General features: G+C 43.7%; 27 protein-coding genes. 22 read left to right on the forward strand and 5 right to left on the reverse strand.

The annotated features are described in order from the left end of the window. Positions 1-94 precede the first annotated feature (94 nt). The 12 genes from E0Z06_RS01165 (at position 95) to E0Z06_RS01220 (ending at position 6,367) form a co-directional block, all read left to right on the forward strand. The gene (locus E0Z06_RS01165) at positions 95-376 is read left to right on the forward strand and encodes a hypothetical protein (protein ID WP_132581128.1); all 282 of its coding nucleotides are present in this window, start codon (positions 95-97) and stop codon (positions 374-376) included. A gap of 152 nt (positions 377-528) precedes the next feature. Beyond that, positions 529-786: a type II toxin-antitoxin system Phd/YefM family antitoxin gene (locus tag E0Z06_RS01170; RefSeq protein ID WP_022990189.1), complete on the forward strand. Its 258-nt coding sequence runs from the start codon at positions 529-531 to the stop codon at positions 784-786. Further along, a complete protein-coding gene (locus E0Z06_RS01175; protein WP_113905686.1) occupies positions 774-1,076 on the forward strand; it encodes a type II toxin-antitoxin system RelE/ParE family toxin in 303 nt (100 codons plus the stop codon). The genes E0Z06_RS01170 and E0Z06_RS01175 overlap by 13 nt, the downstream gene beginning before the upstream one ends. 95 nt (positions 1,077-1,171) lie before the next feature. After that, positions 1,172-1,714 carry a hypothetical protein gene (locus tag E0Z06_RS01180; RefSeq protein WP_132581129.1) on the forward strand — a complete coding sequence of 181 codons (543 nt, stop codon included), beginning with the start codon at positions 1,172-1,174 and terminating at the stop codon, positions 1,712-1,714. Between the two features lie 95 nt (positions 1,715-1,809). Continuing rightward, complete coding sequence (locus E0Z06_RS01185) at positions 1,810-2,082, forward strand: ribbon-helix-helix protein, CopG family (RefSeq protein WP_132581130.1); 273 nt, start codon at positions 1,810-1,812, stop codon at positions 2,080-2,082. Positions 2,083-2,087: 5 nt separating this feature from the next. Further along, positions 2,088-2,360: a type II toxin-antitoxin system RelE/ParE family toxin gene (locus E0Z06_RS01190; protein ID WP_243695535.1), complete on the forward strand. Its 273-nt coding sequence runs from the start codon at positions 2,088-2,090 to the stop codon at positions 2,358-2,360. A gap of 97 nt (positions 2,361-2,457) precedes the next feature. Then, on the forward strand, positions 2,458-2,910 hold the full coding sequence (locus E0Z06_RS01195) for an isoprenylcysteine carboxylmethyltransferase family protein (RefSeq protein WP_132581132.1): 453 nt from the start codon (positions 2,458-2,460) through the stop codon (positions 2,908-2,910). Between the two features lie 288 nt (positions 2,911-3,198). Next, positions 3,199-3,474 (forward strand): DUF2127 domain-containing protein, encoded by a 276-nt coding sequence (locus tag E0Z06_RS01200; protein ID WP_132581133.1) that lies wholly within the window; start codon positions 3,199-3,201, stop codon positions 3,472-3,474. A gap of 113 nt (positions 3,475-3,587) precedes the next feature. Beyond that, positions 3,588-4,427: a rhombotarget lipoprotein gene (gene rhlP / locus E0Z06_RS01205; protein WP_132581134.1), complete on the forward strand. Its 840-nt coding sequence runs from the start codon at positions 3,588-3,590 to the stop codon at positions 4,425-4,427. 43 nt (positions 4,428-4,470) lie between these two features. Continuing rightward, positions 4,471-4,998 (forward strand): hypothetical protein, encoded by a 528-nt coding sequence (locus E0Z06_RS15840; protein ID WP_279432804.1) that lies wholly within the window; start codon positions 4,471-4,473, stop codon positions 4,996-4,998. A 355-nt stretch (positions 4,999-5,353) separates the two neighbouring features. Then, a complete protein-coding gene (locus tag E0Z06_RS01215) occupies positions 5,354-5,698 on the forward strand; it encodes a DMT family protein (RefSeq protein WP_132581136.1) in 345 nt (114 codons plus the stop codon). A gap of 81 nt (positions 5,699-5,779) precedes the next feature. Next, positions 5,780-6,367, forward strand: coding sequence for a uracil-DNA glycosylase family protein (locus tag E0Z06_RS01220; RefSeq protein WP_132581138.1), 588 nt, complete (start codon positions 5,780-5,782; stop codon positions 6,365-6,367). 35 nt (positions 6,368-6,402) lie between these two features. Here E0Z06_RS01220 and E0Z06_RS01225 read toward each other — a convergent pair whose 3' ends face one another. Continuing rightward, positions 6,403-7,353 (reverse strand): DUF945 family protein, encoded by a 951-nt coding sequence (locus E0Z06_RS01225; protein WP_132581140.1) that lies wholly within the window; start codon positions 7,351-7,353, stop codon positions 6,403-6,405. A gap of 117 nt (positions 7,354-7,470) precedes the next feature. Here E0Z06_RS01225 and E0Z06_RS01230 point away from each other — a divergent pair, with 117 nt between their 5' ends. From E0Z06_RS01230 to E0Z06_RS01260, 7 genes are all read left to right on the forward strand, one after another. Further along, the gene (locus E0Z06_RS01230) at positions 7,471-8,103 is read left to right on the forward strand and encodes a trimeric intracellular cation channel family protein (protein WP_132581142.1); all 633 of its coding nucleotides are present in this window, start codon (positions 7,471-7,473) and stop codon (positions 8,101-8,103) included. A gap of 13 nt (positions 8,104-8,116) precedes the next feature. Next, a complete protein-coding gene (locus E0Z06_RS01235) occupies positions 8,117-11,782 on the forward strand; it encodes an ATP-binding protein (RefSeq protein ID WP_132581144.1) in 3,666 nt (1,221 codons plus the stop codon). Further along, positions 11,782-12,402, forward strand: a complete 621-nt coding sequence (locus E0Z06_RS01240) for a hypothetical protein (protein WP_132581146.1) — start codon at positions 11,782-11,784, stop codon at positions 12,400-12,402. The genes E0Z06_RS01235 and E0Z06_RS01240 overlap by 1 nt, the downstream gene beginning before the upstream one ends. Further along, complete coding sequence (locus E0Z06_RS01245; protein ID WP_132581148.1) at positions 12,402-13,643, forward strand: hypothetical protein; 1,242 nt, start codon at positions 12,402-12,404, stop codon at positions 13,641-13,643. Before E0Z06_RS01240 ends, E0Z06_RS01245 begins: the two co-directional genes overlap by 1 nt. A 114-nt stretch (positions 13,644-13,757) precedes the next feature. Continuing rightward, on the forward strand, positions 13,758-13,976 hold the full coding sequence (locus E0Z06_RS01250) for a DUF4177 domain-containing protein (protein WP_132581150.1): 219 nt from the start codon (positions 13,758-13,760) through the stop codon (positions 13,974-13,976). Between the two features lies 1 nt (position 13,977). Continuing rightward, complete coding sequence (yidD, locus tag E0Z06_RS01255) at positions 13,978-14,232, forward strand: membrane protein insertion efficiency factor YidD (RefSeq protein WP_132581152.1); 255 nt, start codon at positions 13,978-13,980, stop codon at positions 14,230-14,232. Continuing rightward, positions 14,210-14,596, forward strand: coding sequence for a TM2 domain-containing protein (locus E0Z06_RS01260; RefSeq protein ID WP_132581154.1), 387 nt, complete (start codon positions 14,210-14,212; stop codon positions 14,594-14,596). Before yidD ends, E0Z06_RS01260 begins: the two co-directional genes overlap by 23 nt. Here E0Z06_RS01260 and E0Z06_RS01265 read toward each other — a convergent pair. Beyond that, entirely contained in the window at positions 14,588-15,403 is an 816-nt protein-coding gene (locus E0Z06_RS01265) for a transporter substrate-binding domain-containing protein (RefSeq protein WP_132581156.1), read from the reverse strand. The genes E0Z06_RS01260 and E0Z06_RS01265 overlap by 9 nt on opposite strands. Positions 15,404-15,599: 196 nt before the next feature. Then, positions 15,600-16,451, reverse strand: coding sequence for a PA4780 family RIO1-like protein kinase (locus E0Z06_RS01270; protein ID WP_132581158.1), 852 nt, complete (start codon positions 16,449-16,451; stop codon positions 15,600-15,602). Positions 16,452-16,635: 184 nt separating this feature from the next. On the opposite strand from E0Z06_RS01270, the gene E0Z06_RS01275 reads away from it, so the two are divergent. The 3 genes from E0Z06_RS01275 (at position 16,636) to E0Z06_RS01285 (ending at position 20,841) form a co-directional block, all read left to right on the forward strand. Next, a complete protein-coding gene (locus E0Z06_RS01275) occupies positions 16,636-18,687 on the forward strand; it encodes a GGDEF domain-containing protein (protein WP_132581160.1) in 2,052 nt (683 codons plus the stop codon). A 145-nt stretch (positions 18,688-18,832) separates the two neighbouring features. Then, a complete protein-coding gene (locus E0Z06_RS01280; RefSeq protein ID WP_132581162.1) occupies positions 18,833-20,461 on the forward strand; it encodes a S41 family peptidase in 1,629 nt (542 codons plus the stop codon). Continuing rightward, positions 20,461-20,841: a hypothetical protein gene (locus E0Z06_RS01285; protein WP_132581164.1), complete on the forward strand. Its 381-nt coding sequence runs from the start codon at positions 20,461-20,463 to the stop codon at positions 20,839-20,841. The genes E0Z06_RS01280 and E0Z06_RS01285 overlap by 1 nt, the downstream gene beginning before the upstream one ends. 18 nt (positions 20,842-20,859) lie before the next feature. Here E0Z06_RS01285 and E0Z06_RS01290 read toward each other — a convergent pair whose 3' ends face one another. Together E0Z06_RS01290 and E0Z06_RS01295 are read right to left on the reverse strand one after the other, a co-directional pair. Continuing rightward, positions 20,860-21,600 carry an endonuclease gene (locus tag E0Z06_RS01290; protein ID WP_132581166.1) on the reverse strand — a complete coding sequence of 247 codons (741 nt, stop codon included), beginning with the start codon at positions 21,598-21,600 and terminating at the stop codon, positions 20,860-20,862. Positions 21,601-21,668: 68 nt separating this feature from the next. After that, a complete protein-coding gene (locus E0Z06_RS01295) occupies positions 21,669-22,169 on the reverse strand; it encodes an Mpo1-like protein (RefSeq protein WP_132581168.1) in 501 nt (166 codons plus the stop codon). Between the last annotated feature and the right edge of the window lie 14 nt (positions 22,170-22,183).

Genomic DNA, 22,183 nt, shown 5'->3' on the forward strand with positions numbered 1-22,183 from the left:
TTTTATCGCCAGCAAAAAGCGCTAGCTGCGACGTCAACCCGCTGCGCGGCTTTCCGCGCTTGCTTTGGGCGTTATACATTTTGGAGAGTTTAGCGTGAGCAATATAGCACCCGCTCAGAATCCAGCTCTTGCAGTTATTTGGCTTGTACTCGGGCTTGCTGTTGTTTCTGCTGCAATTGCAGCGCTAATGGGTAACGGGCCTTTTATTGCTCCGGCGCTACTTGTGATGTCAGTAATACTATTTATGTTAAGCGCGCAGCGGACACAGCGTTTTGCGATGGAGCCAACTAAATTTCAAAGGCGTATGCGGTTTGTCGCATTTGCTACGGTTATTCTGAGTAGCCTTTCAATTGTGTTTAATTCAGCGGTGCAGTAAATGTATAACAAGTCGCATCACTCGTGGCCTGCGGCCACTGTGACGTCAAACGCTAACGCGTTTTTCCGCCCGTGTGCTTTGCGTTAGCTGGAATTGCCTTACCTGCAAAGTGATACTATAGTGTCACTTGAAATTTAGAACAGGGTGAACCCATGAAAGTTGAGCTAGTTACGAACCTCAAGCGCCAAGCTACAAAGATTCTCGCAGATCTGCACTTGTCGAAAGAGCCCGTATTGATTACGGAGCATGGCCAGCCATCTGCATACCTTGTTGATGTGCAAGATTATGAATTCATGCAGCGTCGGCTTGAGCTGCTTGAGGGGCTCTCTCGGGGAGAGCGTGCTGTACTTGAGGGAAGAACGTATAGCCAAAGTGAGGCCAGAGAGAAAATGAGTAAATGGCTGAAGTAATCTGGACAGAGCCAGCCCTCCAAGAACTTGATGCTATTGCTGAGTATATTGCTTTGGACAATCCTGCTGCCGCAAGCGATCTCGTTAAGGAAGTTTTCGGTAAGGCAGAGCGTTTGGAAAATTTCCCCAAATCGGGGCGAATTCCTCCAGAGCTCCCGGATTCGGTATACAGGGAGGTAGTGGTTCCACCGTGTCGCATTTTTTATCGTGAGGATGAGCAGCGGGTTCTCGTCCTCTATGTCATGCGAGAGGAGCGGCAACTTCGTGCGTTCATGCTTGGAAACAGCTAACAATCCGCGTCATTCGGGGTCTTCGACCCCTGCGACGCTCACAAGTTCGCGCGCATGCGCGGGGCGTTATAGATTAAGAGCGCAGGGAAAAATATATGCTTTTATGGTTAATCATAGGTTGTGAAATTGGCTTCTGGCTATTTCTCTTTTTGGGTTTATTCGTTCGCTATATCCTTGGCTCGCCTAAAACTGGAAAAGTAGTTCTATTGTGTGTTCCTTTGCTTGATCTTACTCTTCTACTCGCAACTGCAATTGATCTTCATAATGGAGCTGTAGCTGAATTTGCACATGGACTCGCTGCCGTGTATTTGGGTTTCACCGTTGTTTATGGCCCAGAAGTAATTAAATGGCTAGACCGTTTAGCAGCTCAAAGATTTAACAATACGGAAAGGGTTGTGGACGTCGAACGTTATGGCTGGGATCACGCCCTTTACGAGTGGCGCCAATGGTTAAAGGCTGTTTTGGCTGGTGTCATATCATCTTTTTTGCTTTATGCAGCCATACTATACGTTGGAAACTCAGTGAGAACCGCTCAGCTTAGTGAGTGGTTAAGCTATATTTTTTGGGTTCTTTTAATTTGGCTGGCATGCTGGCCGTTGTGGCATACGGTATTTCCAAAGAAACAAGCAAAACTATAACAAGTTGCTCGCGTTTGTGGCGGGCGTTAAATTGCTTTGCGAGCCCTTGTTAACTACAATGTATTACATTGTTTTTGTTTGAGAGGGGTGTCATCATGAGTGTTACCACAGTTCGCTTACAGGCAGAGGTTGAGCAACAGTTAGAAGCTATTGCGAGCAGGCTTGAACGGAGCAAAGGATGGGTGATCAATCAAGCCTTATCGGAATATATTGAAAAACAGCATTTACAGCAAGAGCGCTGGAAACAAACCTTGGATGCGATGGAGTCAGCTGCTCAAGGAAAAGTGGTTGACGCTAGTGAAGTGCACAACTGGTTAAACAGTTGGGGTGCAGAAAAAGAGCAGGATGCTCCGAGGTCTGGTAAGTGAAGCTAGTGTATACCAATGATGCAATCGAAGATTTAAAGCGTTTGCGAGAGTTTATTGCAGTTCATAATCCAACCGCAGCTAGAAGAATAGCAGCAGAATTGATCGCAAAAATGGAGTTGTTGCCAGAATTTCCAAGGCTGGGCACGCCGGTTCAGATGGCTCCTGTTCCAGATGTCATCCGTGATATGGTTTTTGGAAAATACGTTGTTCGCTACTCTATTCACACCAGTGCAGTCATTGTTCTTCGAGTATGGCATGAGCTTGAAAGTGCGCGATAGCTGTGCCAGTTACCTGTTAGGGGATGATCAACATTTTTGGATGGTAGAGTTTCACCGCGTTATTCAGGGCCTGTGTTATCCATATTAGGCGAGTAGCATGAACATAAAAAATAAAATTCCCCCACCTGCTGTCGCGTTATTTTTTGGCGTGGTGATGTGGCTTATATCCGCTGGCATACCAGATTCAGTTAGTACGACGAGAATTTTTGGCGTTGCTGTGTGTTTGCTTGTAGGCGCATTTTTTTCATTGGCTGGCATTGCTTCATTTCGCAAAGCCAAGACAACGGTTAATCCCTTAAAACCTAATCTTGCTACAACATTGGTAGTGTCCGGGATATTCAGCGTGTCACGCAACCCTATGTATGTAGGTATAACCTTTATTTTGTTAGCATGGTCTATATATTTAGGGGTAGTGTGGGCGCTGTTGGGTGTTATTGGTTTTGTTATTTTTATTAACCAATTTCAAGTGATCCCAGAAGAAAAGGTAATGTTGGCTTTGTTCGGTGAAGAATACGTCAGCTATTCAAAGAGAGTGAGACGTTGGCTATGACGCGCAGCTTGTGCTGCAAATTGTTGTTATTTAGGATGCTTTTATGAGGGCAACATGCAGGCCTATGATTAGAAAGATGAGAATTTCGTTTCTACCCATGGTTTCACTACTTTTTATGAATACTCTTATGGCATGTGCGCACCACCAGCGTACCAAAATTGGGGATCCTGAAAGTTTCTTCAGAAAATGATTTAAAAGATTCAAAACAAGATAATATCGTGCGCACCCCAGACCGATAGCCGGCATGCACGAATTGTTCGCTCGGTTGCTAAGCGTTAGGCAGATATAATGGATCAGAAAGGTTTAAGGCCAATCGCAATATTTGAGGCATTAAAAGGCGTGCTGGCACTATTGGTTGGCCTGGGCATGCATGAGATGTCGAACGCCAGCATTCAGCAAGGTGCTGAATATTTGGTTTCACACTTACATTTAAATCCTGCAAGTCACTATCCCAGTATATTCATAAGCTCAGTTGGTAAGCTTGACAGCTCAAATATGGAAGTTAAGTTTTCAGAAAATAATGCTGGTTATGTCGCGGTATTTGACGATGTGAAAAGTACCTAACCAAGAGATATAAGCTGAGGATAGCTTGGCTTAATTTATTGGTTAGATGTTTCGCTGGTAATATAGCCTTGTTACTCTAGTATAAGAATTTAATGCGAAAAATAGGAATAATAATGAATTTCAGAACCGTTTTTGTGCTGTTAGGTTTGGTGTTTCTGGCGTCGTGTAGCGCGTTAATCAGTGATAATACCGGCAAGAGAACGCAATCTAGTAGCCTTATCGATTTTCTCTACCCTAATTCACAAAGCCGTGCTGAGCATAAGCCTGAAATACCGTTATTAACCTTGCCGGTTAAAGTTGGCGTGGCCTTTGTGCCGAATAATAATAAATATAACACCGGCATTAACAACAAAGATCAGCTTGAATTGCTGGAAAAGGTGAAGAAAGCATTTGTTAAGTATGATTATATTGACCGTATTGAAATAATACCCAGCACTTATTTAGCTGGTGGCGATGGTTTTGCAACGTTAGAGCAAGTAGGGCGGTTGTATGATGTTGATATTATGGCGTTGGTGTCGTATGACCAAGTAAGCCAATCGCTGGAAAATAATGCCGCGTTACTTTATTGGACCATCGTGGGCATGTATCTTATTCCGGGTAACGACAACTCGGTGCAAACCTTTGTTGATACTGCGGTGTTTGATATAAAAAGTAAAAAGCTGCTGTTTAGGGCTCCGGGTATTAGTAAGCTTGAAAAAAGAACAACCGCAGTAAGTATTGATAGTGTGTTGTCGGAAAAGTCGCTGGAGGGCTTTAGTTTGGCTGTTGCTGATATGACCACAAATTTAGATGCTGAACTGGCGCAATTTAAGCGAAGAGTAAAAGAAGAAAATATTGCCAAAGTAGAGCAACGTGACGGTTATAGTGGTGGTTCAAGTGGCCAATACTTTTTAACGTTGCTCCTAATTATGTTTTTTGCCAAGTTAGGCTTAGGCAATAGTCGCCGAGTATAGCCAGTAGGTTGCAGGTTTTATTTCACTTTAAAAGGACGTTTTAGTGTCGGCATTGCATGATGATTATTTAGTTTATGTGAAAGAACATGAATTAAGCGCATTTTCAAAAATTAAAAAACTGGTTTGGCTGTTAACTAAAACGACATTTCCAATTGTACTGTTTTATCGGCTTGCGCATCATAACGTAAGTCTAGTCAGATATTTATCTATTCCTGTGTATAAAATTGTGCGAATTATATCGGGTGTACAAATTCCTCGCGGCACGATTATTGGTAAGGGCCTGTTTTTACCTCATTTCGGTATGATAGTGCTAAATAAAAAAGCCGTGTATGGTGAATTTTTAACGATTTATCACGGCGTAACCGTTGGTGCCAAAGGCGGTGCTAGCGGCGATGTTAAAAGCCCGGTTATTGGCAATAACGTGCGACTATCAACCGGTTCTATCATTCTTGGTGATGTAACCATTGGCGATAATGCAACAATAGGCGCCGGTGCAGTTGTGGTTAAAAGTATTCCGGCAAATTGCGTTGCAGTTGGCAACCCAGCAAAACCCTTAGTGGTAAATAGTTAATGTTGCGAGCGGTAGCGTTGGTCTAGTTACACTAAGCTGTGCAGAATATAAAAGCACACTGTGATCAACACACCGCGAAAAACTAGGCTTAGCATGTTATTAATACTAATGTTTTTACGTTAACCAACTTAACGTATTAGAAACCGAGATGCCTTACAGCGGTAAATGCGGAATCTGCAGAACGGGATGCCGAGTTGATTGTTGCGGCACAAAGTATTGCTGACGGTTTAAGATGGTGTTGAGTAAATGGATAATCCTCTAGGGGTTTATTTTAGATCTGCTAAGCCGTTTAGGCATTGTTAGGCGCAAATAGTATGACTGAAGTGAAGGGCTTAACTGTAGGTGAGGCGTATTTATGCACCCGATTTTAATTTCTATTGGGCTACTTATTATCAGCAATGTGTTTATGACCTTTGCTTGGTATGCGCATTTAAAAGAGCTGAATAATAAACCCTGGATTATTGCTGCCTTTGTTAGCTGGGGTATTGCGCTGTTGGAATACCTGTTCCAAGTGCCGGCCAATCGTATTGGCTTTACCGTACTATCGGTTGGACAATTAAAGATTATTCAAGAGGTTATTACACTATCGGTGTTTATCCCATTTTCGGTTATGTACCTTAAAGAACCATTAAAACTCGATTATTTGTGGGCAGGTATTTGCTTGTGTGGTGCAGTGTATTTTATGTTTCGTGGCAATTAATGCTAGGTAGCAATGTTTTCGCCGTGTTTGGTACGGCTGCTAGTATTAGCACTGAACAACATCAGTTAAATAGAGGGCACGATGACGCAGGCTACTAAGCTACTTAACGAGGTACGCGATTGCACACTATGCGCCAAATTTTTACCGCTTGAGCCAAAACCTATTTTACAGTGGCAGCCACAAGCGCGTATTTTAATTGCTGGGCAAGCGCCAGGGCGTAAAGCGCATGATGCTGGCGTGCCATTTCATGATGCAAGCGGTGCTAGGTTACGAGCTTGGTTAGGTATATCGGCAGAGGTGTTTTATAACCCCCAATGCGTGGCTATTTTACCTATGGGTTTTTGCTTTCCTGGCACGGGAAAATCGGGTGACTTACCGCCACGGCCAGAATGCGCGCCGGCATGGCGTGAACAGTTATTACAGCCACTAACGCAATTAAAGTTAACCTTAGTGATTGGTGGGTATGCACAGGCCTATCATTTACCTAATGCGGCAAAGACGGTGACTGAACGGGTAGAAGCGTGGCAAGAGAGTTGGCCAGAAATAGTGCCATTACCACACCCAAGCCCACGGAATAATATTTGGTTACGGCGTAACCCTTGGTTTGAACAAGAGTTACTGCCGAAGCTGCAAGCGAGGGTTGCAGCAGTCTTGAGTAGCAAAAACTAAAACTGCCTAAAGCTTATAACGAACCAATTAGTTCGTTAGTTTGCTTTAAGTTGTAAGTTAGCAAATTCAATAAAGGCTTCTGGCGAGCTTAACTGCAACATTAACTCACCGTTTTGCACTTTGGCAAACTCTAGCGGCTTTTCAAAGCTAAAGCTTAATTTTAGTTTTTCTGGTTTGGTGACAAACTCAGCCAAGGCATCTTTCATCTGCTGAGGTAAGGGTTCTAACATTGAAATATTCAGCAGTGCCATGCCTTTTATTGCTTCTAAATCAGGCGTTTGGCCTTGTTTAGCGGTCATGGCTAAGGTGCGTTCTATAAAACCATTGTTTTCAATCGATAGCTCGCCATTACTTAGTGCCGCAGTAATGAGTTTAGCCATAATTTGTTCGGCATAACCTTCGTCGTTTACTATTGCCTGTTGTTGTTCTGGCGACAATGCAGAGAACTCGCGCATGTACTGCCAAAATTGCTGCATTTGAGCAAAAGTAAAGTCGTAGCCAAGACTAAACTCATCGTTAATGCGGGTTTGTTGCTTAAACAATAACGTGCCGTTATCTTTATATTCGTAGCTGTAGTCGCCGTGCAACGCTAAACTTTTTACAAATTCACTCGCATCTGGTGGTAACATTTGCAGTGCTGCGTCTGTCGCTTTTGCGCCACTAAAGTGCATACTGCCTTTGTCAGACAGTTTGCGCGGGTTAACATCTTTGGCGGTTATAAGCTCGATCGTAGCAACACTGCCTAGTTCTGCTACTGAGACATCTAAACCGCTAATGCTATAGGTGGACGTAAGCACGTTAGCTGAAACAGCTTGATAAGACATAGAAATTAATGGCATTTCGCCATTAGCAGCCATATTGCGATAGCTTTGATTTGCTTGTTCTAATTGTTGTTTAATGGCATTTTCGGCCTGAGTATTGGCATAATATACGCCACCCGCGGCAACTGCGGCTATTACGACCAATGCTATCACTGACTTATTCATACTAATCCTTTATCGGTAACTGTTAAAAAAAACGCTAAATGTTAACATAAGCGGCCTAAAGGTAACAGTAAACTACGCTGATTTTTAACCGCTGTTGTAAGTGTGGGTGCACATAATATGGAACTGTATTTTCATTGGTTTGATTTACTAGGTATTGCGGTGTTTGCCGTTTCAGGCACCCTCGCGGCATGGCGTAATCAAATGGACGGGTTTGGCGTTATTGTACTGGCCAGTGTAACTGCCATTGGTGGCGGCACTTTGCGCGATGTTATTTTAGACCTACCGGTTATCTGGATAAATGATAACTCGTATTTTTATGCCATTGTGGTGGCCGCAGTTGCAACTATTTTATTGGTGCGCAACCGCTTAACTATTCCGCATAATACCTTGCAGTTTTTTGATGCACTGGGCTTAGCCTTTTTTGTCATAATGGGCACACAAAAGGCATTAGATCACGGCACATCCACTATGGTAGCGATATTGTTAGGTACAATGAGTGGTGTGTGCGGTGGTATGATCCGTGACGTGCTGTGCCGAGAAATACCGATGGTGTTTCGTGGTGAACTGTACGCGGTAACCTGCATTGTTGGTGGTGTAGTGTATACCAGTTTATTAGCGTTTGGCGTTAGCCAGCTGGTGGCTATGCTTTGTGGCATGGTGTCGTTGCTACTGATGCGCCTTGCGGCACTTAAATGGCAAATTACCGTGCCGGTATTTGTAAAACACCATAATGAATTAAATGAGCCTTAAGACAGGACACGCTATGTCACAACTTCTTCGTATTGTGTTAATACATACTCATTTGCCGGGTGTGGTAGAGCTACAGTTAGATCAGCATACTAATATTTGTGGCACCAATGCTTCAGGCAAAACTACATTGCAGCGTTTAGTGCCAGTATTTTTTGGTGAGCAGCCCAATCGTGTAGTACCTAAAACCCGTAAAAAGTTTGATGAGTTTTACCTACCGTTTTCTAATAGTTATATTATTTATGAATATCAGCGTGACAGCGGTGAGCTGTGCCAAGTCGTGTTAACTCGCAAAAGCGAGGGCGGGGTAGATTACCGTTTTATTAGCGCACCCTATGTCAGCGAGCACTATTTACAGCATACCGAAGAGGGCGTTAAAGCCTATAGCTACCATGACTGGGCCGCTGCTATGCGTAGCATACCCGAAGTGCAGGTATCAGCTAAAATTGGTGCCACTAGCGAGTATCGCAGTATTATTCAAAACGATGCTGGCGCACTGCGCGGTAACAGCGCGGACAACGTTAAGCTACGTCGGTTAGCGGCTGGTTTTAGCTTGGTAGGCAGTGGCCATAAATTACGACATATAGAAAAGCTGGTTAGTGCCGTGCATGCCAAAGAAGGCAAAATGGATACGCTAAAGGCTATGCTGGCAGCTATTTTTGAAGAAGACGGCGTTACTTTACCTACCACCAAAGTTAAAAATACCAAAGCGCGCGAATGGATCCAGCAAATGCGCCAGTCAATGCGCTTAGATAAACTGCAACAAGATTTTGACCGTCTAAAACAATTGGCAGTGCAGCTTGATGGCAGCGAAGCAACATTAGCCGCGCTGTTACCTTTGTTACAACAAGATGAGCAGCAGCAAAGCCAGAAAAAGGCCGATAGCGAACAGCAAGTGCATGCGCTACGCGGCCAGTTGCAACAGCTTAAGCAGCAGTTTGAACAACAACAAATGCAGCACAATAGTACGTTAAGTAAAACTGAAGCCGATTTAAACGAAACCAGCGCTAGGCTAGATCAGTTACAGCAACAATACGATAGCTTTGAAAGCCGTGATTTAAGCAAGCTACAGCGCGATTCAGATGCTTTGCCATTATGGCGCGATACGCTACAAGACGTGGTTGAGCAGTACCAGTTAATGGTAGAACAGCATGGCGACATGGAGCGCCAACTTGAACAGCGCAAAATTAAACTGGCCGAAGCCTTTAACCGCTTAAGCGAGCAGCAGCGGGTTAAGGCTAAGCAACTACAGCAGCAAAAAGACAGCACCCGCGAGCAGCAAGATAACAAACTGGCTGCGTTAGAAACTGCGTTTCAGCAGCGTTTGCAGCAACAACAGCAGCGATTTGCCGAGCAGCTAACCTTAGGCAGCAGCACTATTGCAGTATTACAAAGCCAAATTAATGCGTCGGCGTTAACCGATGGTGAGCATGATGAAATGCGCCAAGCTACGCTTAGGTTAGAGCAAGCGCAGCAACAGGCGCAACAACAAGCAAAACAAGTTCAGCAAGTGCAGCAGGAATGGCAACAAGCTAGGCAGCAACGCGAGCAAGCCGATAGCCAGCTAGAACAGGCACGTAAAGCACAGCACCAAGCCGAACAGCATTTGCAACAGCTACACCGCCAACTTACGCCAGAACAAGGCAGCCTGCGCCATTATTTACGCTTGCATTACAGCGGTTGGGAGCAAAAGCTAGGCAAGGTACTAGATGAACGCTTGTTAGAGCGCCATGATTTACAGCCGCATATTAGCGATTTAACGCAGAATTTATATGGCCTACAGCTAGATCTCGCGGCGATAGACACGCCTTATTACGCGCAAGACGAAGCCGCTATTCGCCATAATATTCACAGTAGTGAGCAGCAGTTAGAGCAAGCAACACAGCATAAGCTGCAGGCAGAGAGGCAGCTGCAAGATGCGCATCAGCAAGCTGAACTAGTGCGTGCGCGGCTAGAGCAAGCACAGTGGCAATATACCCAACTAGAACAAAATATTGATTACGCCCGTGATGCAAGTAGCCGTTTAGAGGCTGCGCAGCGCGAACTAACGCAACAGCGCCAAGCCAGTGCGCGTGCTGAGCTTAGTTTGCAACAGCAGCAGTTAGAGTTATTAAATCAGCAACAAACGCAAGATGTACAGGCGTTAACCGCCGATCATCAAGCGCAGAAACTAGAGCTAAAAGCTGACTGGCAAGCTGAGCTACAAATATTTGATGAGCAAATAGATGAGCTAGACCGGCAACTTGAACACAAACGTGACGATAATAAAAATCAGATTAAAGAATTACAGCAAGCGTTTAATGACGAGCTATCAGCCAAGGGCATTGATCCACGGCGTTTAACCGATTTAAAACAGCGCCAAGAGCAGCTGAAAACTGAAATTAAAGCAGTAGAAAATCGTCAAGATGAATTAACGCAATGGCAGCGTTTTATGCAGCTCGATTGGCAACAGCGCCGTCCGCAGTTGCTTGAGCAAGAAACCGCACTAAAGCAGCAACAGCGTGAATTGACGCAACAGCTTAGCCAATTAAAAACCGACTTTAATAGCAAACAAAAACAGTTAGATGAGCAAAGGCGACAGTGGCAAGACAGTATGCAGCAAGCCGAGCAGGCGCTAAGTCAGTTAAAACAGGCGTTAAGTAAACTGGCTGATATACATTTAGCCACAGTAACGCCGACAGTGCTAAGTGGCTCGGCAGATTTAACCGAACGTTTAGCGCGTAGCCATGAAGCACTAGAGCAGCGCAGTAAGCTAGATCAGCAATTAAAACAGCAGTTAGAGCAGTTTGAAGCCAGCTTAAGTAAAGATGCTGGCACGGAGTTTCTGGATCGCTTAGAACATGAAAAGCGTAAGTTGCCAGACTATGCAGGCAAACGGCAGCAACTGCCTATTTTAGTAGATTTACTGCATATTTTGCATGACCAGCAACAACAGTTATTGGAAATGGGCGAAAATATCGGCGGCGATTTAAAGAAATTCTTTACCGTGTTTAGCGATATAAACCGCCGTATTGCCGCGCAAAGCAAACGTTTAAGCGAAGCGGTGGCAGATGATCTGGTGCTAGATGGCATTAGTAAATCAGAAGTGCGTATTTTATCAACCATTGATGAGCTAGGCTTTTGGTTGCCGTTAAAGCAATTTGCCAAGTTATACGATGATTGGCGCGCATCGGGTAAGGCGTTGCCATCAGAGCACTATCTTAATGCGTTAGCTGATGTGGTAGAGCTGCTGCGTGCTGATGAACAATACAGTATTGAATCATTGCTGCGTTTAGAGCTGCATTTAAGTGAAGGCGGCTCGGAGCTAGTGATTAAAAATGACCGTCAGTTATTAGAGTCGTCTAGTCACGGCATGGCTTACCTTATTTTATGTAAATACTTACTGGCGTTCACCCGATTATTGCGCGGCGATGCTAAGGTAGCTATTCACTGGCCAATAGATGAAATTGGCACTTTAGCCTATCACAACGTTGAAAAACTGTTTGCTGCCTGTAGTGCCAATAATATTATTGTTGTTGGTGCCTTTCCTAACCCAGAATCTGATGTATTAATGCTGTTTAAACATCGTTATTTAATTGAAGCCAGCCAACAACACCCGAACCAGCGCCAGTTAAAACGCATTCAACCTAAAGTAAGCCGACTCGCCGAACGGCTAGCACAACGTCAGCAGGAGGTAAGCTAATGTTGCAACACGGCGCCTTACTAGAACGGCTATTAGCCGGCAGCTTTATTTGCCAAATTACCGATGAAGACGGTTTTCGGCATTTAAGTAATGAACAAACCCAGCAAGATATTAACCATTACTTACGGCCGTTAAACCGGCGTTTGGTGTGTAATGATGATAACAGCGTGTATTTCTTGGCGTATCACGAGCTAAACAAAACTGCGCGCGAGCACTTAAGCAGTCAGTTTACGCTAACGGCACAGTCGTTATTGCCGCTACTAGAATGGTTGCAATTAGTGCAAGAAACGCTGGGTCGTGACAGTGCGCTAACTGCGGGTGACACCATTAAGTTACAAGAATTTGTACTGCGCACTGAAGATAACCAAAGCCTACGTCAGCGTTTAAACCAACTAGCGGCAGACAGGTTTTTTAATAGCCAAAGCGATGCGTTAGATAATCAGGTAAAGCTGATTTTTCGCCGTTTAAAAGAGCATGGTTATTTACTGCAACCACACACCGATCGGCAGTACTATATTGTTACTGGCAAAATTGACCACCTAATTGACGTGATCCGCTTTATTCGTGATGAAGAACACTTGCCAGTAGAAGATACGCCAATGCAGGATGAGCTAATTTAATGGCGGCGTTTGATAGCAAAACTGGGTCTAACTTATTTAGTATTGGTAGCGAGCGGCTTGCCTTACTCGGTAAGCACCATAAAGCGCTAATGCAAGGCTACCTGGATGGCTTTGTTGATGAAACTGCGTTCAGTGATATTGCGTTAAAAAAACTGATTAACGCGCGCATTTTATGGCGACCAGACGAGCAGCAACCATTAGCACTAAGGCCGCTAGTCAGCGAATTAATTGCTAGTATGGTTGCCGATGAAAATCGTCGGCAAATTAATGCTGACGTAGCCGAAAAGCTCGAGCAAATTCGTAATCGCGTACAGGCCTACCGTGATTCACAGTTTAAAGGTGATTACAGCGTAGCTGAACTGCAATTGCAGCGCCTTACTGAGCATGTGCATGATTTAAGCGGCCAGTTTGAAGAGGCGATTGATAGCCTGTGGCATCGATTAAATAGCGATTTTGGTTTTGTGAGCAGCTTAGACGATAAAATTCGTGAAAATGAGCGCGCACAAAAGCAATTACGGCGTTTACTTGATGGCTTAGATTTACTCGATTTTACCGAGCTAATTGAACTAGCCGAGGGTAATAGCCATTTACGCAAGCTGTTGGTTAGCCAGTTGCAAAGCCAACTTAGCTCGCACCATAGCAGCTTGCTAGAAGTGCAAAAGCGTTTAATTGAGTTATTAGCTAAGTTTCGTCAGCAGCAATCACGCTCAATGTTAATTGCCAATATGGCGGCTTTTTTACGTCAGCACCCAAAGTATCACCCAGCAGATTATGCCAACCGCTCTGAGGTGCCAAACTTACTTAACCAAGCTGTGGCTATAGTGCCGCAAGCGGCTATAGCGCTAGATCGCAGCAGCGAACGGCAGCTATTAGCGGAATTAGTGCTAAGTTTGCCGCGATCGGTAAATAGTAGTTTGCCTGATCAACACAGCGCCAGTTTTGCTGCACCGTTTGTAGATGATGCAGTAGCCGCAAGGCAACAAGCATTACAACTTGATGTAGAAAATTTTTACTTGCGCGTAATTGATCACGGCAGCAGCCTAAGCGCACTTGATTATTTAGCGCAGCAGCAACTCGCGTGGGATGGGGAAATTTGGCTGTATCAAATTATCGCGGAATACCAAGCGCTGCCGGTAGATGAAAAGCAGATGTTTGTTATGCTACGCGACGAAGCCCCAGCTAGTGCAATGAATAGCTTACTGCTAATACAGGATATTAGTATTAGCTTGCAGGCAGCTTAATGTTACATTTATTAGCTAAATTTCTTTTGCCAGTTAATTACGTAACACTTGATATTCAAATAATATAAGCCATAGGTTTATTTTTCATATAACAGTTTTCATAGGCGAATCAGTATGAGTAATCAATTTAAAGAGTACAAAGTTTTGCATATTGTTGAAGGTGGCTGTGGCACTATTTTTCTTGGTTCATCAGGGTTGCCATTGAAAAAAATAGAAGCAGAGCTTAACAGCCAAGCTGCGCAAGGGTGGCAAGTAGTTTTTCAGGTTATTGAACAAAAACGTTTCTTTTTATTTTGGCAGCGTGAAGCGATGATTGTCACTTTAGGGCGTTAATATGCAGCGTTTTCTGCTGTATATGATTGAATTATATCGTGCAGCTGGTGGCAGTAAACGTTGGTTTGGTATTGAATGCAATTTTGAACCAACGTGCTCGATGTATACGGCAGAAGCAATTCGCCAATATGGTGTAACTAAAGGCTGTGGGATGGGTTGGAAACGGATTCGAGCTTGTAATCAGCCGGATGCTATTTGTAAGTGCATTGATCCCGTGTTAGCTCGGAGTGAGAATGTTAAAACAAGAACACGTTGATGCTGAAGAGGAACGCATACGGGCATGTGTCGCCGAGCTACCTGATGCGGCTAGAGTAATTTTTTACCAGAAATTAACCCGAGAGTTGAAAGATCCCGACACTTATGCCGTATTGAACTGGTGCTTTCTAATCGGCTTTCATCACTTCTATTTAAAACAGTGGTTACGTGGCTTGCTAAATATTGCCGTGGCTATAGTTGGCATTAGTATACTATTTACATCGAGCTGGTTGCTTGGTGTAATCTTGTTAGTGATCATTGCGATATTTGAAATGGCCGGTTTATTTCGTTCACAAATTATTATTCAAGATTATAATAACCAATTAATGCAAGCGCTGTTAAATGAGAATTTGGGTCTACTTTAAAACTTTCTGCTGATATTCACCATTTGCTAAGCTATCAAAATAGCGTTTATAACGACCGCTTCGTTTAAACCGTAACAAGTGCTTATTAAATGCCGCCATTAATTGCGCGCTGTTTGCGCTGTGTTTTGGTAGCATTAAAAAACTTTTATTAATTAATAATGGTGTGGGGTGATGAGTTACTTTGTCGGTAAGCTCAGGTAGATGTTGCCGTAACGTATAATAGCCAACGCTTATTTCTTCAGCGAACACGTCAATACGCCCAGCCGCCAGCAAGCGGAAGTTATCCTCGGTGGTAACGGCGCGCGATACTTTAAATAGGCCGCTTTTTAGCGCGTTGTCAAATGCTGGGCCGTAGCTATAACCAACACCAGCGCCTATAACTAGGCCGCGTAAATCACTGAGTTGTTGCCAGTTAAATGTGCGCTTTTTTTGATGAAAAAATACAAACTTCTCATCTAGCACTGGCTCGCTAAATATGAAATCAGCAATTCTATCGTCGCTGAACATCCAAACCGCGGTAGCGTCATATTTGCCATGTGCGGTGTCTCTGTATGCTCGGCCCCAAGGTAAAAAAGTAAAGTTAACTTTGTAACCTGCCTCAAGAAAAATATCATGAATAAGATGCGCTATTACGCCTTGCTTGGGTAGCTCGGCACTGAGAAAGGGTGGCCATTCGCCAGCGCTAATTTTCAGCTCGGTTAATGGCTCGTTTTGAGTGGTTGGCGTTGCATGGGCGAAGCTATAGCTATTCAGTAGTAATGCAAAGCTAGTTAGCAATATATGACGTAATAACTGAGCTACTAACATAATGTATCTCCAATATTGCCGTCATCAAAGGCAGGCAACGCCGGGCAAGCATTTGTTAAGGTTAGCTTAGTTTTACCGCAACGTCCGCTGAGAATCCAGCCGTTTAATTAACCAACAATGGTTAGGCTTGCGTGATTTCTGGATAACAATTTTCTGTACCAACAAACTAAGTCGTTTGTTTTACTATTGACGGGCTTTAATCGTCTTGTTCTGCCGCGCGCTCTTTTCGTGCTTCAGCTTCAGCAAATGCGGCTTTAATCTGCTCTAATACTGAATCTACGTCGGCTTCATGGGTATCGGCAACAAACTCGCCGGTTAATTCTGAATCTGGGGTTAACTCGCCAGCTTCGTAGAGTGCCCATATTTCGGCGGCGTATTGTGTGCTGAGCAATTCTGGCGCGTATTGGCCGTAGTAATCACGCATATTATTTACATCGCGCTCAAACATCCATTTGGCATTATTGTTCGCCGCAGCGTCTACGGCTTGTGGTAAATCAATAATTACCGGGCCGTGATCGTCGACTAAAACATTAAACTCTGATAAATCGCCATGCACCAAACCCTCACATAGCATAAGCACAATGTAGTGCAGCATAGTAGAGTGATCGGCTATGGCAAGCTCAGCGTCCATTGCTACATCGGCTAAACGTGGCGCAACCATGCCCTCGTCATCGCAAATGAGCTCCATCAGTAATACGCCTTCGTAACAACCAAAAGGTTGTGGTACGCGCACACCGGCTTTGGCCAACTTAAATAAGGCGTCTACTTCCGCATTTTGCCAACTTTCTTCTTGTTGTTTACGGCCGAATTTAGAGCCTTTTTCCATAGCGCGCGCACGTCGAGTACTGCGCACTTTTCTGCCTTCTTGGTATAGCACCGCTTGCTTAAAGCTGCGTTTATCGGCTTCTTTATATACTTTGGCGCAGCGAATGTCCTCGCCGCAGCGCACGATATAAACAGAGGCTTCTTTACCGCTCATTAGCGAGCGCATGACTTCATCCACTAAGCCCTCATCGACCAGTGGCTGAATACGTTTTGGTGTTTTCATTGCGCCGTTATACCTTAGTTGGCGGCGGTTATAAATAGCTGTAAGTTCGTACAGAATGAAAATAATCTGCAAATGCAGCCGTAAGACAAGAAATACTGTGTTTTGCCGAAAAAGTGTGCAATATCGGTACTTGTCAGGTATGTTGGTAAAAAAATATTAAATGCAAAATTAGGTATAACGCTACATGGCTTATTTTCGTCTAGCTTGGTTCTATAGCGTCATTTTTACCAGTATTTTACTGTGCTTGCCCGTAACTGCGACTGACGTTGATACTAAGCTAGAACAAGCACTGGATCGTTATATTCAACTTACTGATAAAGATGATGAAAAAGCTGCACATACCTTATTACAGCAGTTAGCTGAAACTAATAGTGATACCCCGGCAATAAAAAGCCGTGTAAGACTATTAAGCTATTTACTTACTGAGGCCTTTGATCTTAATGACAATACAAAGATAAACGTATTGTTGCAACAGTTGTTACAGCTGAGTGAAGTAACCGAAAACGCAAACGCTTTAGCAGAAATTTATGCTACGGAGCTGGAGTTATTATTACTGCAGAATAAGCTTGATGATGCCATTATTAAAGCGGATTTGCTTGAGCGCGTACTGCTAAGTGCAACAGATTTGCGCCAGCGTTACTACGGCCATAATGTATTAGGTCGGTTATACAAAGCTGATAGTCAATATGAACAAGCCTTGCAGCATTTTATTAGTGCTATGGATATTGTGGCACAAACTGACGATAGTTTTACGCTGCGTCGCCGAGCTTTTCTTAATTTCAACATCACACTCGTACACGCCGAGCTAAAAAACTGGCCGCAGGCTGCGCAGTTAGCTGAAGAGTTAGTAAATGATGCGATTAAATATCAAAATGTTAACTTTCTTCCAGAACTCTATTTATTACAGGGTTATATTGCTGGTTCAGCGGGCAAATATGACGATGCCATTAGCATTAACAAAAGAGGCTTAGCCGCTGCGTTAGAAATTGGTCGTGAAGGAACGGCTCTAACATTTGAAAATAATATGGGCGCCGGTTATATCGAGCTTAAGAGATACGACGAAGCGAAAGTGGTTTTACTGCAAGCACAGCAACGCGCGGTTAAATTAAAGGATGAATCTAGCCAACAGCTTATTAAATTAAATTTGGGCTTTATTCTTGTCATGGAAGGACAGCATAAGTTGGGATTAGAGCAGATGCAGGCTAGCATGCTTTATTTTAGTAAGCATGCAGCAAAAGTAGAATACGAGCCCAATTATACGGTATTGGCCAGAGCTTACGCTGCCGCGGGCTTATATCAACAGCAAGCTGAAACACTGGTTGAGCAAATGGCGTTGCGTGAAGAGATCCGTTCAACCGATAGAGAAGCTCGCCTGAACGAACTGCAAAATCGTTATGATACTAAAGCCAAAAGCCAGCAAATAACCATTTTAGAACAAGAAAATAGCTTAAAAGCGCAACTGATTGAAAATAAGCAGTTACAGCAAAAACTCATGTTTCTATTGGTGCTGCTAATTCTCTTTGCTGCGGTTGCGCTATTGATGTTGTATCGCAAGGTGCGCCGGTCAAATCAAAAATTATATGAAACCAATAAGCAGTTGGCATTTCAGTCGCAGCGCGACCCGCTTACTGGGCTATATAATCGGCGTGCGTTGCAGCAGCACATGCAGCTGCGCAGCCAAAAGCGGCGAGACCAAGATGCTAGCTTAACAGGCTTGCTGTTACTGGATATCGATTTTTTTAAGCGTATCAATGACCATTATGGTCATAGTGTTGGCGATGCAGTGTTAATTGAGTTAAGCCAGCGCTTGCTAAAAATATGCCGAGAGCATGATCTCGTTGTGCGCTGGGGTGGTGAAGAGATTTTACTGGTATTAGAACACTTAGTACCTGATCAATTATCGAGTTTTATTGAGCGTATCTTACAAATAATCACAGCGCAGCCAGTAATATTTGAACAGCACAGTATTAGTGTGACCGCTAGTGGTGGTTTTATTCATTTACCCTTTGCTGGGGTAAGTGAAGAGCAGCTGGGTTGGGAAAAGGTAATGCAGATTGTTGATATGGCACTTTACTTGAGCAAGGCGAATGGCCGTAATCAGGTGTGCATGATAAATGGTTTAAAGGTGAGCTTTAGCCAAGCCGAAGCCTTGTTAAGTAGCGATTTAGGCGGAGCTATTCGAGCCGATATGTTAGATATAACTAGAGTTTCAGGCCCTGGCGGTGCGGTAAATTAGTTATGCCATTGTTTTATATCTATTATATTCAGCTCTAACCAATGCTATTGCTGCAGTAATGGCTTTCTGCTAAATTTGCCGTCGAATTAAAACTTAACAAATAATTATTATATTAATTTCTTATTTGCAATTTGGAGTGGCGAAGGTGTTTTTAGCAAATAAAGCCATATTAACTGCGGCAATACTGAGCCTGCTACTTGCTGGATGTGGTGGCGGTGGTGGGCTCAATAATGATATTAACAACGGTTCTGGTAGTACGGGTAAAGTTACTTATGTCCCCGGAGTGTATGGCCCAGAAGCTGATTTTAAGAATTTTTGTGCGATACCAAGAAAAGGTATAGATCCCTATACCAATGCGGCATACCCAGATAAAGCCGGCTCTAAGTTACACGAGCAGTTATGGCTGCGCTCATGGAGTAATCGCACCTATTTGTGGTACCGGGAGTTGAGCGATGTTAACCCTGCGGGTTATGGCGTTATTGAATACTTTGCTCAATTAAAAACCAGCGGTTTAACCGACTCTGGCGCACAAAAAGATAAATTTCACTTTGCAGAAAATACGGCTGACTACTTACAACAAACTGAAAGCGGGGTGGAATCAGGTTATGGTATTAGTTGGTCTTTAACCAGTAACGTACCGCCACGTAAACTGACAGTCGCCTATATTGAGCCCAATTCGCCAGCAGCGGTTGCAGGCGTAAGCCGTGGTGATGAAGTGCGCTTTATTGATGGCGTGAGCTTTGTTAATGAAAATTCGACAGACGCACTCAATAAGTTGATTGCGGGCTTATACCCTATGTCTGCCGGTGAGCCACATCAATTCGTCATGGAAAAAGTTAATGGTGCCAATGTTACGTACAATATGGTGTCGGCTGATGTTGAAATTATGCCGGTACGAAATGTTTCTGTATTAAATACCGATATAGGTAAGGTGGGCTATTTGGTATTTAATAGCCATATTGCCTTAGCCCAACAACAATTGATTAGTGCGGTTAAGCAATTTAGTGAAGAGAACATTGCCGAGTTAGTTATAGATTTACGCTACAACGGCGGAGGTTTGTTAGCGCTCGCCTCGCAGCTTGGCTATATGGTTGCCGGTGATAACGTTATTCAAAACCGGTTTTTTGAAACAATGCAATTTAATGATAAATACCCAAATACTGATCCTATTACGGGGGCAAGATTACAGCCAGTACCGTTTTACGACGTAGTTATTGACTATGACCGAGGTGTAACTACGCCTCAAGCACTGCCAACGTTAGGTTTAAGTCGAGTATTTGTTATTACTGGTGACGGCACCTGTTCTGCCAGCGAAGCCTTTATGAATGCGTTACGCGGCGTCGATTTAGAGGTTATTCAAATTGGTGAAAATACCTGTGGTAAACCCTATGGCTTTTACCCAGTAGATAACTGCGGCACAACATTTTTTACCGTACAGTTTTCTGGTATTAATGCCAAAGGCTTTGGTGACTACGCTGATGGCTTTACACCAACTGAAACTCCCTTGTACGAGTCGGATATTAAAGGCTGCGCGGTAGCTGATGATTTTAGCCATGACTTAGGCTCGCAAAGCGAAGCGCGTTTAAATACAGCGCTGTATTATGCTAAACATGAAAAGTGTCCCGTCGTTGCGTCAGTTACCCAGCTGAACCGCAGTGGCGCTTATCGTCTGTTAGCCACATCAAGTGCAGAGCCCGTGGTCGAATTTAAATTAAAGCCGCGTAATCAATTATTAGATAATCGTATTAACATGCCAATTAAGCCTTTGGAGTAATGATGAAAAAAATCGCATTAGTCAGTGGTGCTATGGTAATACTAGGCTGTCAGCATCTGAGCTTACAGGCAGAGCCTGCGGTGCTAAGTGCGGTGAATGCTGATGTGAAATTGCAATTACAGCAACGCATTATTGAGCTAATTGGCGGCGCACCGGTTAAGTTGTCTGATACCGTACTAACGCGTAATAACATATTAATTATTGAGCAAGCCGTACTGCGCGATAATGCTGGTTTGCCCATTATGGGACGGCATCACCAGCTGTCTAACCGCTTTAGCTTGTGGTTAGATGCTGACGGCTGTTGGTTGCAACACGATAGCAGTGAAAAAAGGGTAGTATTAACTGGTGTAAGCTGCACGGCGCTGCAGAGTAAATCTTAATACTAGTCATTGCCGATGTTAATCGGCAATGACTACACCATAACCGCTATTTTGATAACCTAGATACCATTCTTTCTCGCCGCTAACAAAGGGATTGTTATGCTGCATATCTTTAGCAATGCGTTGGTTTAATTGGGATTCTTCAGCAGTTACTGGGTCTAGTTTATGCCAGGCTAACATTAGTTTTTGCTGGCTATGTGATAACGATAAGTTATATTTATCGGCCATATAAAAATAGATGCGGGCAATATCACCGCGAATATTGGCACTGGGCTCAAACACTTTTTGCTTAAAATCAACTTTAATAGGGCAAGCGCCGTGCTGTGCCGCCGCGCTAGGTAACATGCTAAAGCGGTAGTTGCTGCGGTCGCCATTTACTTCGCCAATTGCTGGTTTTAGGTTATATAAGTCGGCTTCCATCGCGCGAAATACGCTATCCGTTTTCACGCAATTTTTACGGCCACCATTTTGCCAGCATTGGCGCTGGTGGCCAAAGTGGTAAGCGGGCATCACATGCTCCCATTCAACCCGATTTGCACGGTCAGTATTTTTACGTACTTGATAACCACAACTGGTTAAATCGAGCACCGCCTTTTTACTCTGCCAGCTAATATCACAGCCGCAATAAAAGCTTTTGGTGGTAGGGGAGTAAATTAATGAGGCTAATTTCTTGGCCTGAGCAAAATTTATTGGCGCACCAATGCTGGCGCTAACAAAAAACAGCATTAAGCTGCTAAATAACAACGATAATAATTTCATTCACTACCACTTACGTCAGTGAAAATACCTTTCGATAATGTACAGGCTAACGCTGAACAAACGCTGATTTAATGCATTTTTCCGGCTATGTTTTCAATATCTTGCTGCAATGCTTTACGTAAACCGAGTTCGAAGCCTAGCTCTGCTACGATAAATAATGGGCCAACAATAAGGCCAACGGCGTCATCTACAAAAGCAGGCTTTTTGCCTTCATAGTAATGACCAATAAATTGCAATATCCAGCCAATGGCAAACAGGCTAATGGCACTGATAAGCCAACTATTAAACGGCTGAGCTGAAATATAATACGCGATGGCTAAACAGAGGCTATTAAATAGCAACATGGCGAGGCCAAAGCGCAAATCGAGGCGAAAATAAAATAAACTAGTGGCTAGATATAAAAGTAATGCCGGTGTAATAACAACGCTAGCGAGAGTTAGTAACGGGATACTAATAAAGCTGTAAATCGCCACCACAATTAAGGGAATACCAATATAGTGGGTAAGTAGGTTGCGCTTATCGCGATGATAACGCGCATATTGGCCTAAATGTTCAGTTAAATTTTTCATCAATTACCACCTGC

Origin of the sequence: Rheinheimera sp. D18, from assembly GCF_004345025.1 — a bacterium.
In the GTDB taxonomy this organism is placed as follows: Bacteria; Pseudomonadota; Gammaproteobacteria; order Enterobacterales; family Alteromonadaceae; genus Alishewanella; species Alishewanella metallidurans.